Genomic DNA, 16,222 nt, shown 5'->3' on the forward strand with positions numbered 1-16,222 from the left:
GTTGTGCGGCGGGATGTTGGTGGCCATACCGACCGCGATACCGCCCGACCCGTTGATCAACAGGTTGGGGATACGTGCGGGCAGAACCGTCGGCTCGTTGGTCTTGCCGTCGTAGTTGGGCGTGAAATCGACTGTCTCCTCGTCGATGTCGCGCAACATCTCCATCGCGAGGGGCGTGAGGCGTGCCTCGGTGTAACGCATGGCGGCCGCGCCATCGTTGCCGCGCGAACCGAAGTTGCCCTGACCGTCGATCAGCGGGTACCGCATCGACCACGGCTGCGCGAGGCGCACCAGCGCGTCGTAGATCGCGCTGTCGCCGTGGGGATGGTAGTTACCCATCGTCTCTGCAACGGGTTTCGCGGATTTCACGTAACCGCGGTCTGGGCGGAACCCGGCGTCGTAGGACGCGTAGAGAAGTCGACGGTGCACGGGCTTCAGTCCGTCGCGCACCTCGGGTAGTGCGCGACCGACGATGACGCTCATCGCGTAGTCGATGTAGCTGTTCTGCATCTCCTGGCCGAGATCGACCGGTTCGATGCGATCGCCCGCTCCCCCGTTTGGCGGGAGTGTGGTGTCAGTCATCAGTATCCTTTTCGATTCGTGAGAGATCAGACGTCAAGGAAGCGAACGTCTTTCGCGTTGCGGGCGATGAAGCTGCGGCGCGCGGCCACATCCTCGCCCATCAACACGGAGAAGAGTTCGTCAGCCGCGGCGGCGTCGTCGAGGGTCACCTGGCGCAGCACGCGAACGGCGGGATCCATTGTGGTTTCCCAGAGTTCCTTCGCGTTCATCTCGCCGAGGCCCTTGTAGCGCTGGATGCCGTCGTCGGTGTTGATCTTCCAGCCCGCGGCCCGACCGGCCTCGAGCAGTCCGTCGCGTTCACGGTCGGAGTAAGCGAATTCGGGTTCGCGCTTCTGCCACTTGAGCTTGTAGAGCGGCGGCTGTGCCAGGTAGACGTGACCGTTCTCGATCAGCGGCTTCATGAAGCGGAACAGCAACGTCAGCAGCAGCGTCGAAATGTGCTGGCCGTCAACGTCTGCGTCGGCCATCAGCACGATCTTGTGATAGCGCAATTTGGCGAGATCGAACTCGTCGTGGATGCCGGTGCCGAACGCGGTGATGATCGACTGGACCTCGGTGTTCTTGAGGACGCGGTCGATGCGGGCCTTCTCGACGTTGATGATCTTGCCGCGGATCGGCAGGATCGCCTGGTACATCGAGTCGCGGCCGGATTTGGCCGAGCCACCGGCGGAGTCGCCCTCCACGATGTAGACCTCACACTTGGTGGGGTCGTTGCTGCGACAGTCGGCAAGCTTGCCGGGCAGGCCACCGATATCCGTTGCGGTCTTGCGGCGCACCAACTCTCGCGCCTTGCGAGCCGCGAGGCGGGCCTGCGCGGAGTCGACGGCCTTCTTGACGATGATCTTGGCTTCGGCAGGATTGGCCTCGAACCAGTGACCGAGGTGCTCGTTGCACGTCTTCTGCACAAAGCTCTTGACCTCGGTGTTGCCGAGCTTGGTCTTGGTCTGACCCTCGAACTGCGGGTCGGCGACCTTGACGGAGATGACGGCTGCCAAACCCTCGCGGATATCGTCGCCGCTGAGTTTGCCGTCCTTCTCCTTGAGGAGCTTCTTGTCGAGCGCGTACTTGTTGACCGTCGAGGTCAGAGCCGCGCGGAAGCCCTCTTCGTGGGTGCCGCCCTCGTGGGTGTTGATCGTGTTCGCGAAGGTGTGCACCGACTCGGAGTATCCCGAGTTCCACTGCATCGCGATCTCGACCTCGTGACCGGTGCCCTTGGCCGTGAAACCGATGACCGACTGGTGGATCGGCGTCTTGGTGCGGTTGAGGTGCTTGATGTAGTCGATCAGGCCATCAGGGTAGTGATACGTCCGCGTCCGCGGCTTCGTGACGGTGGGAGCCACCGCCTCTTCCTCGGCAGTCTTGGGCTTCTCAGCGGTGTCTTCATCACCTTCGACGACTTCGTCGGCCGCAGCGGTCTGCGGTCGCCGGTCGGTCAGTGTGATGGTGAGGCCCTTGTTGAGGAAGGCCATCTCCTGCAGACGACGCGCAACGGTCTCGGCGCTGTAGGTGGTGGTTTCGAAGATCTCCGGATCGGCCCAGAACCGGACAGTCGTGCCCGTCTTGCGCGTCGCCGCACCCTGGACCAGCGGTCCGGGCTTGGCGTAGTTGTACGTCTGCTCCCAGTGGTAGCCGCCGTAGTTGATCTCCAACTCGACCTTGGTCGACAGCGCATTCACCACGGAGATACCGACACCGTGCAGACCACCGGACACGGCATACGCGTCGGAGTCGAACTTGCCGCCCGCGTGCAGCTGCGTCATGACGACCTCGACGGTGGGTACGCCGGTCGCGTGCATGCTGGTCGGGATACCGCGACCGTCGTCGACAACCTCGACGCCACCGTCCTCGAGCAACGTGACGTCGACCTTGCTGGCGTAACCGGCCATGGCCTCGTCGACGGAGTTGTCGACGACCTCCCAGATCAGGTGGTGCAGGCCCCGCTCACCGGTCGAGCCGATGTACATACCTGGTCTTTTGCGGACTGCTTCGAGTCCTTCGAGGATGCTGATCGACTCGGCACCGTACTCACCTGGCTTCTTACGGCTCTTCTTGTCATTCGTGTCGGCCACGGGGTGCGTCCGCTCCTCTTCTGCTCTCGACTGCGCTGGTGTGTGTGCGCTGCCTCGTTCACGGCTGGACTCCAGTCGTGTCATGCTGGGCAGGGTGACGTGACCAGCGCCGACCACGGGCACACGACGAGGTGCCGGGCCTTCGCCCGCTCGCGTATGTGACCGCCGGTCACGGCTGCTTATCTCCCCTGCCGGGACAACTGTCTCCAGTGTACTGCCTCATTCGCTCAGGAAGCACCATCCGGGGCCGCTAACGCGCGCTCAGATCGATTTTCTGCACAAGATGCGCGATCGGCGGTGGTCTGGGGATAAAAATCGGCTCAGAGCGGCGTCGGACGAGGTTTGTCGGTGTCGGCGTGTATGTCGCGCCTCGACCGGCTTCATCTGGCTCAGCCGTAGGTGTCGCGAGGACCCCGACCGGGGACGTTGCGTTTGCCCTTTTGCCACGACGGCGCCTTGGGGCCCGTGATCCGTAACGACGTCACTATGTCGTCGCCGATGGCCGCGGCGATCTTCGCCAGGATCTGGCGCTGCACATACCGCAGCTGCGTCGCCCACGCCGTCGACTCGGCCTGTACGTGAAGTACCTTGTCCTGCAACGCTTCTGGCTTGGCATGCGCGGCGATGTCCGGTCCGACGATTTGCAGCCACTGCCCGAACAACGTGCCCTCGGCGATCTGAGGCTCCCACCCGCGGTCGCGCGCCAGGCCGCCGACGAGCCTGGAGAAGGGCTGCGGATCCCGCGAATCCGGGCCGGCGCCCGACCAGCGTCGACGACTCGACGACCCGCGCGGACGTCGAATCGGCGACGCCCGGCCATGACCCACCGACTTGCCCGCAGCACGCGCCGACGCCCGTGCCTCCTCCAAGGCGCGGCGTGCCCGCTCATACCCGCTCGACGCGTCGCCACCAGGCGACTCGGTGCCTGGCTGCTCTTCGGGGGTGTCGCTCATGAGTCCATGCTCTCAGTTGCCTCGGACATCAGTTCGGAATGCCGCGTGCCGTCGGCCTCGTCGACAACGTTGACTCCGATACGTCTGCCGCCGACACCTTCGGGGATGTCCTCGGCGACAGCAGCGGTGATCAGCAGCTGTTCGGCACCGGCGGTGAACTCCACCAGTTTGCGACGTCGCGCGGCGTCGAGTTCAGCGAAGACGTCGTCGAGCATGATGACCGGTTCGATCCCCTCGCTGCGCACGAGCTCGACCGACCCGAGTCGCAACGCCAACGCGAGCGACCACGATTCTCCGTGCGAGGCGAAACCCTTGGCCACCTCGGACCCGAGAACAATGTCGATGTCGTCGCGGTGCGGACCGACAAGACTGACGCCGCGCTCGATCTCCTTGGTGCGCGTCTGCCCAAGGCGCTCGAGTAGTTGTGTCGCGATGGTTTCCGAATCTGGTTCGACGTCGCGCGGTGGCACCAGCTCCGGCCCCGCCGACGCGCGATAGCTCAACGCGGCAGGACGCGAATGCGGAGCGATCGACGAGTACGACGCGACGAAGTGCGGCTCGAGATCACGCAGTACCTCGATTCGCGCAGCCGTCACCTGGCCACCGAGATCGGCGAGCTGAGCGTCCCACACGTCGAGGGTGCTGATCACCGAATCGGCGTCGGATCCTCCTCGACGCAGCGCCGCGCCCGCGGTCTTGAGCAGCGCGGAACGCTGCCGCAACACCCTGTCGTAGTCGGAACGTGCTGCGGCCCAACGGGGTCCGCGCTGGGCGACGAGCTCGTCGATGAAACGTCGACGATCGCTCGGATCGCCGCGGATGAGGAGTAAGTCTTCCGGGGCGAACAGCACTGCGCGCAGCACACCGAGGATCTCGCGCGGGCGTCGACATGGAGATCCGTTGAGCCAGGCCTTATTTGACCCTTCGGCAGCAATCTGCAGGCTGACCGCGAGCTCACGACCCGCGTTCTCGACGGTCGCTCCGACTGACGCCGACGTCGCCCCTGACCGGACGAGCGGCGCGTCGGAGCTCACCCGGTGCGAACGAAGTGTCGCGATGTAGAAGAGCGCTTCGAGCAGGTTGGTTTTGCCAAAACCGTTGCGGCCGGTGAAGATCGTCGGTTCGGGGCGAAGGGTGAGGTCGGCCGAAGGCCACGATCGGTAGTCGCGCAGGTGTAGTTCACGAACAAACACGGGACGTCGAAATCAGTTGGGCGGAGCGGTATTCGACGGATTCTGAACCGGCGTTCCCGTCTCGCCGACGTTCTTGCCCGCGGTGTTCTGCATGGAGTGTCCGCCGAACTGGTTACGCAGCGCCGACACTGCCTTGAGCGCGGGCGAACCGCCCTTCTCCCGCGACGCGAAGCGTGCGAACAACGCCGCAGAGATGACGTTGGCGGGCACGGCGTGGCGAATCGCTTCCTCGACGGTCCATCGACCTTCACCGGAATCCGGTGTGTAGTCGGAGATCTCGGTGAGGCCAGGATCTTCCTGCAGGGCTCGGACCAACAGGTCGAGGAGCCACGACCGGATCGCCGTGCCCTGTGTCCAGGCCTGCATCGTGCCCTCGACATCGACGATGAGCGGCTCGGCGTTGAGCAGTGCGTAACCCTCGCCGTAGGCATGCATCAGGCCGTACTCGATGCCGTTGTGCACCATCTTGGCGTAGTGGCCGGCGCCGACGGGTCCGGCGTGAATGAATCCGTCGGCTCGCTCACCGGGCGGCCGCAGTGCGTCGAAGATCGGCATAAGCCGCTCGACGTCGGCGTCGGATCCGCCGACCATCAAGCCGTATCCGTTCTCCAAGCCCCACACACCGCCGGAAACACCGCAGTCCAGGTAACCGATTCCCTTGTCGCCCAAGGTTTTTGCGTGAGGCTCGTCGTCGGTGTACCGCGAGTTACCACCATCGACGACGACGTCGCCCGGCTCCAGCAGGCCTGCGAGTTCTGCGACGCACTGCTGGGTGGGTTCGCCGGAGGGCACCATGATCCACACCGCGCGAGGTGCGTCGAGCGCGGCCACCATATCGGCCATCGACGCGACGTCGGAGACCTCCGGGCGCGGGTCGTATCCGACGACCTCATGGCCACCGCGCTCGATACGGGTGCGCATGTTGGCACCCATCTTGCCGAGGCCGATCAGTCCGAGCTGCATGGCTTCCCCTTCGCGTGTGCGTGAAAGATCAGTGCTGCCTTGATGTTTCGTTACTCGGCCTCAGCGCATGAGCCGCTATCCGGGCAGGCGAACCGGCATCAGCAGGTAGGTGAAAACGCTGTCGGGTGCGACGAACGCTCCGGATTCGTCGGCGATGGGTTCGTCGCCGGTCGACGGGCGCAGTACCGCGGGACGACTCGGCGTCGTGAATCCGAAGTCGACGGTTGCGACGCCGATCGCGGAGAGTCCGTCCTGCAGATACGTCGGGTTGAACGCGATGGTCAGCGGCTCGCCGTAGAACTGCACGGGCAGCTCTTCTTCGGCGCGGCCTGCTTCGTCGCCGCCTGCCGTGAGCAGTACGGATCCGTCGCGGAATTCCATGCGCACCTGCGCGCCGCGCTCGGCGACGAGCGCTACACGCTTGATGGCCTCGATCAGAGGTGCACTCTCAATGGTGGCGATGGCGGTGTGGCTCGCGGGCAACAGCTGGCGGAACTTCGGGAACTCGGCGTCGAGGAGACGGGTCGTCGTCTGCTTGGTCTCGCCGACGATGCCCAGGATCCCCTCGCCACCGAGTGCTGAACCGCTGCCGAATGCCAGCTTCACGTCGCCGGAGTCGGAGCTCGCGGTCCGCGCGCTCTCGGACAACGTCTTCGCCGGCACGAGAACGGCACCCGAAGCGCCGGAATCGGCTGGCTCCCACTCCAATTCGCGTACCGCGAGGCGGAAGCGATCGGTGGCCGCCAGGACGACGGTCTTGCCGTCGATCTCGACGCGCACGCCGGTGAGCATCGGGAGTGTGTCATCACGGCCGGCGGCGACGGCGACCTGGGAGATGGCCTCGGCGAACACCTGCGCCGGGATCAGTCCGGTCACGGCCGGGACGTCGGGAAGCTGTGGGTAGTCCTCGACGGGCATGGTCGGCAGCGAGAACTTCGCGCTGCCGCAGGTGATGGCGACGCGGGATCCGTCGAGCGAGACGTCGACCGGCTTGTTCGGAAGAGCTTTGGTGATGTCGGCCAGCAGACGGCCGGACACCAGCACCTGCCCGGGTTCTGCGACTTCGGCGCCGATCTTCTGCTGTGCCGAGACCTCGTAGTCGAAGCCGGAGACGGTCAGCCCGGCGTCGTCGGCCAGGAGGACCACACAACCGAGCACGGGAACGGGCGGGCGAGACGGCAAACTGCGCGCTACCCAGGCGACGGCATCGGCGAACTCGTCACGCGCGACACGGAACTTCATGCTCGGTGGTTGCCCTTCTCTCGGTATTCGCCAGGAGTTCCCACTCTAGAGCGCGATCGCGTGACGGGGAGTCGTTGGGGTCAAGTCGCCACGCCGCGCCGGGCGTTTGTGCGAGTCAGATCCAGATGACTCGACGACGCCGCTCGAGCAAGGTGTGCACAACGGCTTCTTAAAAGAAGTTCTTTTAAGAGAGGGATCCATAACAGTCATAGGCGCTGTGCAAACTGTGGACAACACGACGGATCCCATGTCAGAGCACCGACAGGGTTGTGGATCGAACGTGTACGGATCCTGGGTGGGTTGGTCGAGTTGTGCACATGACGAATTCTGTTCGAGCATCGTCCACGTTCTGTACACATCAACACCTCCCTTACTCACAGTCGATCCACAGCCTCTTTGAGACACTGGAACGGTCGACGGCGACGTCGAGATGACATGAAAATCCACCCGATCAGATCGTCGGAGACCCTTGGGTTGGGGTTGAGACTTGTGGTCTGGGCCCGGAGATGACAAGTCCCTCCGCGCCGTGTTGGAGCGAAGGGACTCGAGGGGTTCAGAAGGATCCGGTCAGCCGACAGCGCGCTGTTTGATGCGCGCGGTGAGCTCCTGGACGTGGTCGTAGACCTTGCGACGCTCGGCCATCTCCTTGCGAATCTTGCGTTCGGCGTACATGACCGTGGTGTGGTCACGGTCGAAGGTTTCGCCGATCTTCGGCAGCGAGAGGTCAGTGAGCTCTCGGCACAGGTACATGGAGATCTGACGCGCCTGCGCGATTGCCCTGGTCTTGCCGGGCCCCCGGAGTTCGTCGACCGAGATGTCGAAGTACTCCGCGGTGATCGCGAGGATCGACGCCGCGCTGACCTCCAGCGTGCCGGAGTTGGGTAGCAGCGCTTGAAGGACAACCTCTGCGAGCGACTTGTCGAGGTCGGTGTTGTTCAGCGAGGCGAACGCGGTGACGCGGATCAATGCACCCTCGAGCTCGCGGATGTTGCGCTCGATCTTCGACGCGATCAGTTCGAGGACGTCGTCGGGAACAGCGATGCTGTCCATCTGCGCCTTCTTGCGCAGGATGGCGATGCGGGTCTCGAGGTCGGGTGGCTGAACGTCGGTGATCAGTCCCCACTCGAATCGCGTGCGGAGCCGATCTTCAAGTGTCGCAAGCTGTTTCGGCGGTCGGTCGGAGGAAATGACGATCTGCTTGCTCGAATTGTGCAGCGTGTTGAAGGTGTGGAAGAACTCTTCCTGGATACCTTCTTTGCCGATGAGGAACTGGATGTCGTCGACGAGCAGTACGTCGACGTCGCGGTAGCGGCGCTTGAACGCGACTCGACGGTCATCACGCAGCGAGTTGATGAAGTCGTTGGTGAATTCCTCGGTGGAGACGTACTTGACGCGCATTCCCGGGAACAGCCGTTGGGCGTAGTGGCCGGCGGCGTGGAGCAGGTGCGTCTTGCCGAGTCCCGACTCACCCCAGATGAACAGCGGGTTGTACGCGCGCGCCGGGGCTTCGGCCACGGCAACGGCCGACGCGTGCGCGAAGCGATTCGACGCTCCGATCACGAAGGTGTCGAAGGTGTACTTGGGGTTGAGATTGGCGCCAGAGGGTGTGGGTGTCGCCGTCGGGCGTTCGGCGAAGTACGACGGCCAGTTGGCCGGAGCACCTCGCGAATCCGACGCTGCTCCGTTGGTAGCGGGCGTCGACAGTTGAGGGGACTGCTGTGCGCCGAATGAGTCGGTGCCCAGGGAGTCGGCGGCTGCGTGGTCTGTGGGGGCAGGCTGGCGGAGCGGGAATTGGCCGTTGCCGAAGTCGCTCACGTCGACGCCCGATGTGGAGACAGGTGCTTGGCCGATTCCCCCGGCAGGTGCCGACGAGCGGGGAGCCCCTACCTGGGATGGCTGCTCGGCGGGGGTGTCTGTGCTCGGCGGGGGCGTCGCGATCCGCACACCGAGGTCGACGGGTTGCCCGAGGTGACGTGAGAGTGCGCTGCGGATGGTGTCGCGAAGCGTGCGCTCGATCTGCTCCTGGACCAGCGGCGTCGGGACGGTGAGCAGTGCGAATCCCTCGGCGAGGGTGAGTGGCTGCACGAGCGAGAGCCAGGCTTTTTGCTGCCGGGTGAGAGGTTCGTGGTCTCCGCCGGCGGAATCGTCGTTGAGCTCTGCGACGACCTGTTGCCAGACCTCGCCGAACGAGTCGCGATCAGAAGTCACGGTCAGGCCTTCCCACCCCGAGAAAATTACCAGCATCAGTCATCGGGGACCCACGATGCCGGTTCGGGAGCCGACTTGTCCACACACTTATCCACAGCTGTGTACAACCAAGTCGGGATGGGTCCGACGCCGCGATCGCGTCGTGGAGATGTGAGTGGCGTATCGGTCGCCGTCACTGGGGAACGACGCTAACAGAACCACCACGAAGCCGACAACGTAAGGCTCGAATTGACTCGGGCAGATCACAAATAGTGCGTCCCGGCCGGCGTCGAGGATGGCGCGTACGCAGGCCGTGGGCAGGTATGGCACTCGTCATCGCTGGTCACGACGTTGGTGTGGATCCGCTCGTTTGATTTGAGTACACCGGGTCCAGTAGTCTCGACTGGTCATCCAGGTGTGCGGATTTGCGTGGTGGCGTTCCTGTTTTTCGAAGGCTGGACCGCGTGCGGTTCGTTCGGCGGAAACGGGGTCACCCAACCGGCACGAGTCCGGCACCGCTGCCTGGATAAGCAGACCACTCAGGAGATCGTGGGTGCGCGTGTAGTTGGCGTGCTCACGTACGAACACAAGGAGTACCAGCCGTGGCCAAGGGCAAGCGGACTTTCCAGCCGAACAACCGTCGTCGTGCACGCGTGCATGGTTTCCGGTTGCGTATGCGTACCCGTGCGGGTCGTGCGATCGTCAACACCCGTCGCAGCAAGGGCCGCGCAAAGCTCTCGGCCTGATCTGCACAACACCGCGAGTCCCGGCGGCGGCAACGCCCGTCGTCGGAACGCTCCGGTGGCGATTGGGTCGGTGATGGCGTCAATCCATCGGATCTCCACACGATCCGACTTCTCCCGCACGCTCAAGAAGGGCGTGCGGGTATCGTCGCGTGATCTGCTGTTGACGGTGTCCATCTTGCCGACGCGCTGGCCCGACGAGACGGGTCGTCGAATCGATGTCGCGACGTCGGGCGGACCCTGGCTCGGGTTGATCGTCAGTAAGTCGGTCGGCAATGCCGTGACCCGCCATCTCGTGGCGCGCCGAATCAGGGCAGCGTTCGCGGAAGTCATGGACGAGTGTCCGACCACCGACACCTCTGTTGTCGTGCGTGCTCTTCCCAGTGCTGCGGACATGTCGAGTGTCGAGTTGGCCGCCCAACTTCGCAAGGCGTTGCGTCACGCCAAAGTTCGACGACTCGCAGCCGAGCTGCTCGACTCTCCCTGTCCGAGCGGGTCATCGACTGTGTCTCCCGGCAGGATTTTGTGATGTCAGCGTCGTCGATCCAGGCATTCATCCGGTTCTGCCATCTGCTGCCACGTCGAGTGGTGATCTTCTTGATCGAGTTGTACCGCACCTGGGTGTCGCCGCTGCGTTTGCCAACCTGTCGTTTCGAACCGACCTGCTCGGGCTACGCGGTTGAGGCGCTGACACGCCACGGCTTCTTCTACGGCGGTGCACTGTCAGTGATCCGGCTGCTCAAATGCGGTCCGTGGCACAAGCCCGGCTACGACCCGGTGCCCGAGGAATCGTTCCGGTGGCCGTGGACGCCGCAGCCGGATCAGGATTCCGACGACCGGCCTCTCGACGATCAGCGTCTCGACGATCAGGGTCTCGAGGACCAGCAAGACCAAGAGTTTCCATCGACGCACAACGGATCCGCTGATGGCGGGCCGACGGTGCGCGGACGTGTAATCACGGAGGACACCACGATCAGCGTGGGTGTCTCCGCGAAGAGTGAGGGGTAACTGTCCCGTGCTGAACTTCATCTATTGGCCGGTCTCCTGGATCATGTGGGTCTGGCACTGGGTGTTCGACCACATCACACCGAACACCCCGGGCGGCAATGGCATCGCCTGGGCGCTGTCGGTGATCTTCCTCGTCTTCACGCTGCGCGCGATCCTCTACAAGCCCTTCGTGAAGCAGATCCGCACCACGAAGAAGATGCAGGAGATCAACCCGCAGCTTCAGGCGATCCGGAAGAAGTACGCCAAGGATCGGGTCAAGATGACCGAGGAGATGCAGAAGCTGCAGAAGGAGCACGGGTTCAATCCCCTGCTCGGCTGCCTGCCCATGTTGCTGCAGATCCCCGTGTTCATCGGTCTGTTTCACGTGCTGCGATCGTTCAACCGTATGGCGACCGGCATGGGTCAGTTGCATATGACCGCAGCAGAGACGCGCAGCCACGGTAACTATGCGTTCAATGAGGAGCAGGTCCGAAACTTCCTCGACGCGCGCCTCTTCGGTGTGCCGCTGTCGTCGTACATCACGGAGCCTGTCTCCGAGTTCCAGGCGTTCGTGGAGCCGGGTCACCCGATCGACTTCACACGTCTGAACATCGCGATCGTCGTCATCCCGATGATGATCATCGCGTCGATCGCCACGCACATGAACTCGCGCGCATCGGTCGCGCGTCAACCCGAGGCCGCACTCGAGAATCCGCAGACCCGCATGATGAACATGCTGGCGCTGTACGTCTTCCCGCTCGGCATCCTCGTCACCGGTCCGTTCTTCCCCGTCGCGATCCTCCTGTACTGGATGAGTAACAACATCTGGACGTACGGGCAGCAGCACATCGTGTTCGGTCGTATCGAGAAGGAAGAAGAGGCGGCGCGCCAAGCGAAGCAGGAAAAGCTCAAGGCGAACGCCCCCAAGCCCGGTGCGCGGCCCGATCGGCTGAAGAAGGGCAAGAACTCGGGGTCGCCTTCCCCGTCGCTCAGTAAGTCGGACTCTGATGGTGCTGATTCGTCGGCTGAGTCGGCCGAGGATCTCGACGTCGACGCCACACTCGACAGCGGATCCGACGACGGCTCGTCGTCGACGCAGCACGTCGTCGGAAGCAAACCGAAGCCCGGCGCCAAACCAGCGGGAGCGGCGTCGTCGAAAAGTTCTGGCAACTCGGGGTCGGGTCCGAAGAAACAGGGATCATCCAACCAGCGCAACAAGAGGGGTGGGAAGAAGGGTCGACGATGATCGGCCGCCGATCCGGATGGCGGTGTTGCGAGGCGTACATGACGCCCGCGCAGAAACACAGCCCGGAGCCCGTGCGGCACGACTCTTTGAAAGACTCTCCCCTCCCCCAACACAGACATCACCGATGAACACACAGCGAGGTGCAACTGATATGACAGCCGAGACTGCAACACACGCAGACGCCGAGTCGACCGAGCACGACGAGACTCTCGAGGCCGGCGCGGGCCAGGAGGCCGTCGACACGGCTACCGTCGAGTCGACGTCTGATGTCAACGACGATGAGGCCACAGATGCGGCCCGCGACGACGCGGCAACTGACGCGGACGACATCGACAGCGAAGACACGGACGACGACGCTGACGAGGAAGATGAAGAGGAGCGTCTCGTCGAAGAAGGCGAGATCGCTGGCGACTACCTCGAGCAGCTGCTGGACGTGCTGGACTTCGATGGCGATATCGATTTGGATGTCGACGGTGACCGCGCGATCGTCAGCATCGACGGAGGCGACGACCTGACGAAGCTCGTCGGCCGTAAGGGCGAGGTTCTGGATGCGCTTCAGGAACTGACCCGGCTTGCCGTGCAGCAGGCGACGGGCGATCGCAGCCGGCTGATGCTCGACATCGCGCGGTGGCGTGCGGATCGCCGCGAACGGCTCGCGCGACTTGGCCGCGAGGTTGCTGAGCGTGTGCTGGAGTCGGGAGAGCGGGAGCAGCTCGACCCGATGACTCCGTTCGAGCGGAAGATCGTGCACGACGCTGTCGCTGCTGTCGACGGAGTGATGAGCGAGAGTGAGGGCGCGGAGCCGAAGCGCCGCGTGGTAGTCATCAAGAACTGAACAGGTCTCCGCGGCGATGCGCCTGGAGATCACAAGCAACGAAGTCCCGGTTTCGGCCGGGACTTCGTTGTTTCACCGGTAGGAATCACATGCGTGTAGTTCGGGTGTTTCACGTGAAACATGGAGCCGACGCCGCGCTGAGGGAAAGGCACTGTTTCACGTGAAACACGATGAGTCCGATGGCGAGCATGGTGATGGGTCCGCTGTCGACGGCGACAACGTCGCGGAACGCGCCGCTGTGGCGGACTCCCCTCCCCCGGCAGCGACATCGATCTTCGGCGATCGTCTCCCGCTAGCTCAGGAGTACTGCAGAATCCTAGCCACCGACGGAATCGACCACGGGCTCATGGGACCGAGGGAGGTCCCGCGACTCTGGGATCGCCACATACTCAACTGCGCTGTGATCCAAGAAGTCATCGACGACGGCCAGACGATTATTGATATCGGCAGTGGTGCTGGACTGCCCGGCATTCCGCTCGCGATCGCGCGTCCCGACCTTACGATCACGTTGATCGAGCCACTGCTGCGTCGAAGTGATTTTCTGCTGCGGACGGTCGACGCTGTTGGTCTCCCGGTACACGTTGTCCGCGGGCGCGCTGAAGAGAAGTCGGTCCTCGCCGAGGTCGAACCCGCGGACGTCGTGACCTCTCGGGCGCTGGCTCCCCTGGATCGGCTCAGTCGATGGTCCGCTCCCCTGATTCGCGATAGAGGTCGACTCGTCGCGCTCAAGGGATCGTCGGCTCCAGAGGAGATCGAACGGGATCGGAAGGCCGCGGAACGGAACGGAATCGTCGGTCTCCGCGTCGAATATGTCGGCGAGTCTGTTGTCGACCAGCCGACGACCTTGGTGATCGGCGACAAGCGCGGTGCGCCGAAACGTCGTCGAACGAGGTGAGAATGCGACGGTCTGAGGTGCTGACGTCTGCAGTTGGTTTGCGACGGCTCGAGGGAGCAAAATGGACAGGACATCGGAGTGTGGGCGAGGGATCGTGCGTGCTGCACGATAGAGGGGCGGAACAATTTTGGACGCCGACGATGCTTACGAAATATCGCAGAGGAGCCACAGCGTGACCGACCAACAGCCGGATGTTTCACGTGAAACGATTCCGCCGGCCACGTCGACGTCCGAGCAGTTCGACGACACTCCCATCGCCGCCGCCGCAGCCCGAGCCAGTCAAGTACTGACCCCTGGAGGTGCTGGCCAGTTACCCCGCCCCCCGCACACGCGCGTCATCACCGTGGCGAACCAGAAGGGCGGCGTCGGGAAGACGACCACGGCCGTGAACCTCGCTTCGGGGCTCGCGCTGCACGGGCTGCGCGTTCTGGTCGTCGACCTCGACCCGCAGGGCAACGCGAGCACAGCTCTGGGCATCGACCATCGCGCACTCGACATCGCGTCGGTCTACGAGCTGCTCCTCGGCGAGGTCACGCTCAAAGAGGCAGTCAAGCAGAGTCCGAGCCACGAGAACCTCTACTGCGTACCCGCGACCCTCGACCTGGCCGGCGCCGAGATCGAACTGGTCTCACTGGTCGCTCGCGAGAACCGACTCCGTAATGCGCTCAATGACGCGTCTGTCGCGGAGTTCGGCTTCGACTACATCTTCATCGACTGCCCACCGTCGCTGGGTCTGCTGACCGTCAACGCGATGGTCGCGGCTCGAGAGGTGCTCATCCCCATCCAGTGCGAGTACTACGCACTCGAGGGCGTCGGGCAGCTCCTCCGCAACATCGAGCTGGTCCAAGCGCACCTCAACCCGAATCTCCACGTCTCGACGATTCTGCTGACGATGTACGACGGCCGCACCAAACTCGCCGACCAGGTCGCCGACGAAGTACGACGCCACTTCAGCGACAAGGTCCTTGGTACCGTGATCCCCCGCAGCGTGAAGGTGTCCGAGGCGCCCGGCTACGGAATGACGATCATCGAGTACGACCCGGGTTCACGTGGAGCAATGAGCTATCTCGACGCCGCGCGCGAACTCGCCATGCGCGCGAAAGACGAATTCTCCTCCACCACGGACCTCTCGAGAGGACAGCAATGAGTCAACGAGACGCCCAACGACGCGGAGGACTAGGCCGCGGTCTGGCAGCCCTCATCCCGACCGGACCATCCGAGAACGAGTCGAGCGCTCCCCGACTCGGCGCTGCTGCCGCCGATGTCGTGATCGGCAAGGGGAACTCCGGTGGTAGCTCGGGCGGAAACGGCGTTCCCTCCTCCCCCACGAACGGAAGTCCGCAGGGTTCCACGACGACGTCGACCGATGCAACACGGTCGAGCTCTGACGGAAACGCGAGTGCCGTCGGAACCGTCGACGAAGTTGGGGCTGTCTATCGCGAGCTGACGCCCACACTCATCCAGCCGAACCCGCACCAGCCGCGCAGCGTCTTCGACGAAGAGGCGATGGCCGAACTCGTGCATTCGATCAAAGAGTTCGGGCTCATGCAGCCGATCGTTGTGCGCAAGCTCGCCACCCCGACACCCGACGGCGTGCTCTACCAGATCGTCATGGGCGAGCGACGCTGGCGAGCCAGTCAGGAAGCAGGACTCGAGGCGATCCCATCGATCGTTCGCGAGACCCCCGACGGCGACATGCTGCGCGACGCCCTGCTGGAAAATATTCACCGCGCCCAACTCAACCCTCTGGAAGAAGCGGCCGCGTATCAGCAGCTTCTCGAGGAGTTCGACGTCACCCACGAGGAACTGGCCACCCGGCTCGGGCGCTCGCGCCCGGTGATCACCAACATGATCCGCCTGCTGAAGCTCCCGATTCCCGTGCAGCGCCGCGTTGCCGCGGGAGTGCTCTCGGCCGGCCACGCACGCGCGCTGCTGTCACTGGAGACCGGAAGCGATCAGCAGGAAGCGCTTGCCGCGCGCATCGTCGCCGAAGGCCTGTCGGTCCGAGCCACCGAGGAAGCGGTGACTCTCGCCAACCGTGGCGACGGACCGTCGACCCCCACCCCATCGCCGAAGCGTCGACAGATGCAGATGCCGGGTCTGCAAGATCTCGCGGAGAAGCTCTCCGACGGCCTCGACACCCGCGTGACCGTCAGCCTCGGCAAGCGCAAGGGCAAGATCGTCGTCGAGTTCGGCTCGGTCGACGACCTCGAACGTATCGTGGGGTTGATCCAACCGAAGACGTAGCAACGATCGGCGACTCGGCGAGAAAATAGCAACCGAAGTCGGCGATACCCACGAAAATTCGTGACCCACCGCATCCGAAA

General features: G+C 63.9%; 14 protein-coding genes and 1 pseudogene. 8 read left to right on the plus strand and 7 right to left on the minus strand.

Annotated features, from left to right (window positions below):
- From B3T59_RS21625 to dnaA, 7 genes and pseudogenes are all read right to left on the minus strand, one after another.
- A partial coding sequence (locus tag B3T59_RS21625; protein ID WP_287005094.1) for a DNA gyrase subunit A occupies window positions 1-582 on the minus strand: 582 nt, incomplete at its 3' end.
- Window positions 583-608: 26 nt separating this feature from the next.
- Window positions 609-2,651: a DNA topoisomerase (ATP-hydrolyzing) subunit B gene (gene gyrB, locus B3T59_RS21630; RefSeq protein WP_287005095.1), complete on the minus strand. Its 2,043-nt coding sequence runs from the start codon at window positions 2,649-2,651 to the stop codon at window positions 609-611.
- 389 nt (window positions 2,652-3,040) lie between these two features.
- Entirely contained in the window at window positions 3,041-3,604 is a 564-nt protein-coding gene (locus tag B3T59_RS21635; protein WP_005205889.1) for a DUF721 family protein, read from the minus strand.
- Window positions 3,601-4,797 (minus strand): DNA replication/repair protein RecF, encoded by a 1,197-nt coding sequence (recF, locus tag B3T59_RS21640; protein WP_005205891.1) that lies wholly within the window; start codon window positions 4,795-4,797, stop codon window positions 3,601-3,603. The genes B3T59_RS21635 and recF overlap by 4 nt, the downstream gene beginning before the upstream one ends.
- Before the next feature lie 12 nt (window positions 4,798-4,809).
- Window positions 4,810-5,772: pseudogene (gnd, locus tag B3T59_RS21645) on the minus strand (phosphogluconate dehydrogenase (NAD(+)-dependent, decarboxylating)); the annotation flags it as partial.
- Between the two features lie 63 nt (window positions 5,773-5,835).
- Entirely contained in the window at window positions 5,836-7,002 is a 1,167-nt protein-coding gene (gene dnaN, locus B3T59_RS21650; protein ID WP_005205899.1) for a DNA polymerase III subunit beta, read from the minus strand.
- 567 nt (window positions 7,003-7,569) lie between these two features.
- Window positions 7,570-9,210: a chromosomal replication initiator protein DnaA gene (dnaA, locus tag B3T59_RS21655; protein WP_287005097.1), complete on the minus strand. Its 1,641-nt coding sequence runs from the start codon at window positions 9,208-9,210 to the stop codon at window positions 7,570-7,572.
- A gap of 581 nt (window positions 9,211-9,791) precedes the next feature.
- Between dnaA and rpmH the strand changes: the two genes are divergently transcribed.
- From rpmH to B3T59_RS21695, 8 genes are all read left to right on the plus strand, one after another.
- A complete protein-coding gene (gene rpmH / locus B3T59_RS21660) occupies window positions 9,792-9,935 on the plus strand; it encodes a 50S ribosomal protein L34 (protein ID WP_082933723.1) in 144 nt (47 codons plus the stop codon).
- A gap of 73 nt (window positions 9,936-10,008) precedes the next feature.
- Complete coding sequence (rnpA, locus tag B3T59_RS21665; protein ID WP_287005098.1) at window positions 10,009-10,461, plus strand: ribonuclease P protein component; 453 nt, start codon at window positions 10,009-10,011, stop codon at window positions 10,459-10,461.
- Window positions 10,461-10,940, plus strand: coding sequence for a membrane protein insertion efficiency factor YidD (gene yidD, locus B3T59_RS21670; protein ID WP_287005099.1), 480 nt, complete (start codon window positions 10,461-10,463; stop codon window positions 10,938-10,940). The genes rnpA and yidD overlap by 1 nt, the downstream gene beginning before the upstream one ends.
- Window positions 10,941-10,947: 7 nt before the next feature.
- Entirely contained in the window at window positions 10,948-12,165 is a 1,218-nt protein-coding gene (gene yidC / locus B3T59_RS21675) for a membrane protein insertase YidC (RefSeq protein ID WP_064863563.1), read from the plus strand.
- 151 nt (window positions 12,166-12,316) lie between these two features.
- Window positions 12,317-13,000 (plus strand): protein jag, encoded by a 684-nt coding sequence (locus B3T59_RS21680; protein ID WP_287005100.1) that lies wholly within the window; start codon window positions 12,317-12,319, stop codon window positions 12,998-13,000.
- A gap of 160 nt (window positions 13,001-13,160) precedes the next feature.
- Window positions 13,161-13,895, plus strand: coding sequence for a 16S rRNA (guanine(527)-N(7))-methyltransferase RsmG (rsmG, locus tag B3T59_RS21685; RefSeq protein ID WP_376782615.1), 735 nt, complete (start codon window positions 13,161-13,163; stop codon window positions 13,893-13,895).
- A gap of 172 nt (window positions 13,896-14,067) precedes the next feature.
- The gene (locus tag B3T59_RS21690; RefSeq protein WP_287005101.1) at window positions 14,068-15,042 is read left to right on the plus strand and encodes a ParA family protein; all 975 of its coding nucleotides are present in this window, start codon (window positions 14,068-14,070) and stop codon (window positions 15,040-15,042) included.
- Window positions 15,039-16,142: a ParB/RepB/Spo0J family partition protein gene (locus B3T59_RS21695; protein ID WP_251722979.1), complete on the plus strand. Its 1,104-nt coding sequence runs from the start codon at window positions 15,039-15,041 to the stop codon at window positions 16,140-16,142. Before B3T59_RS21690 ends, B3T59_RS21695 begins: the two co-directional genes overlap by 4 nt.
- Window positions 16,143-16,222 lie beyond the last annotated feature (80 nt).

Origin of the sequence: Gordonia sp. UBA7860 (genome assembly GCF_002500165.1) — a bacterium.
Taxonomy (GTDB): domain Bacteria; phylum Actinomycetota; class Actinomycetes; order Mycobacteriales; family Mycobacteriaceae; genus Gordonia; species Gordonia sputi.

Excerpts from the sequence above, each read along its gene's own strand:
- B3T59_RS21680 (WP_287005100.1), top strand. The coding sequence starts at position 12,317 with ATGACAGCCGAGACTGCAACACACGCAGACGCCGAGTCGACCGAGCAC.
- B3T59_RS21635 (WP_005205889.1), bottom strand. The coding sequence starts at position 3,604 with ATGAGCGACACCCCCGAAGAGCAGCCAGGCACCGAGTCGCCTGGTGGC.
- yidD (WP_287005099.1), top strand. The coding sequence starts at position 10,461 with ATGTCAGCGTCGTCGATCCAGGCATTCATCCGGTTCTGCCATCTGCTG.
- B3T59_RS21695 (WP_251722979.1), top strand. The coding sequence starts at position 15,039 with ATGAGTCAACGAGACGCCCAACGACGCGGAGGACTAGGCCGCGGTCTG.
- dnaN (WP_005205899.1), bottom strand. The coding sequence starts at position 7,002 with ATGAAGTTCCGTGTCGCGCGTGACGAGTTCGCCGATGCCGTCGCCTGG.
- rnpA (WP_287005098.1), top strand. The coding sequence starts at position 10,009 with ATGGCGTCAATCCATCGGATCTCCACACGATCCGACTTCTCCCGCACG.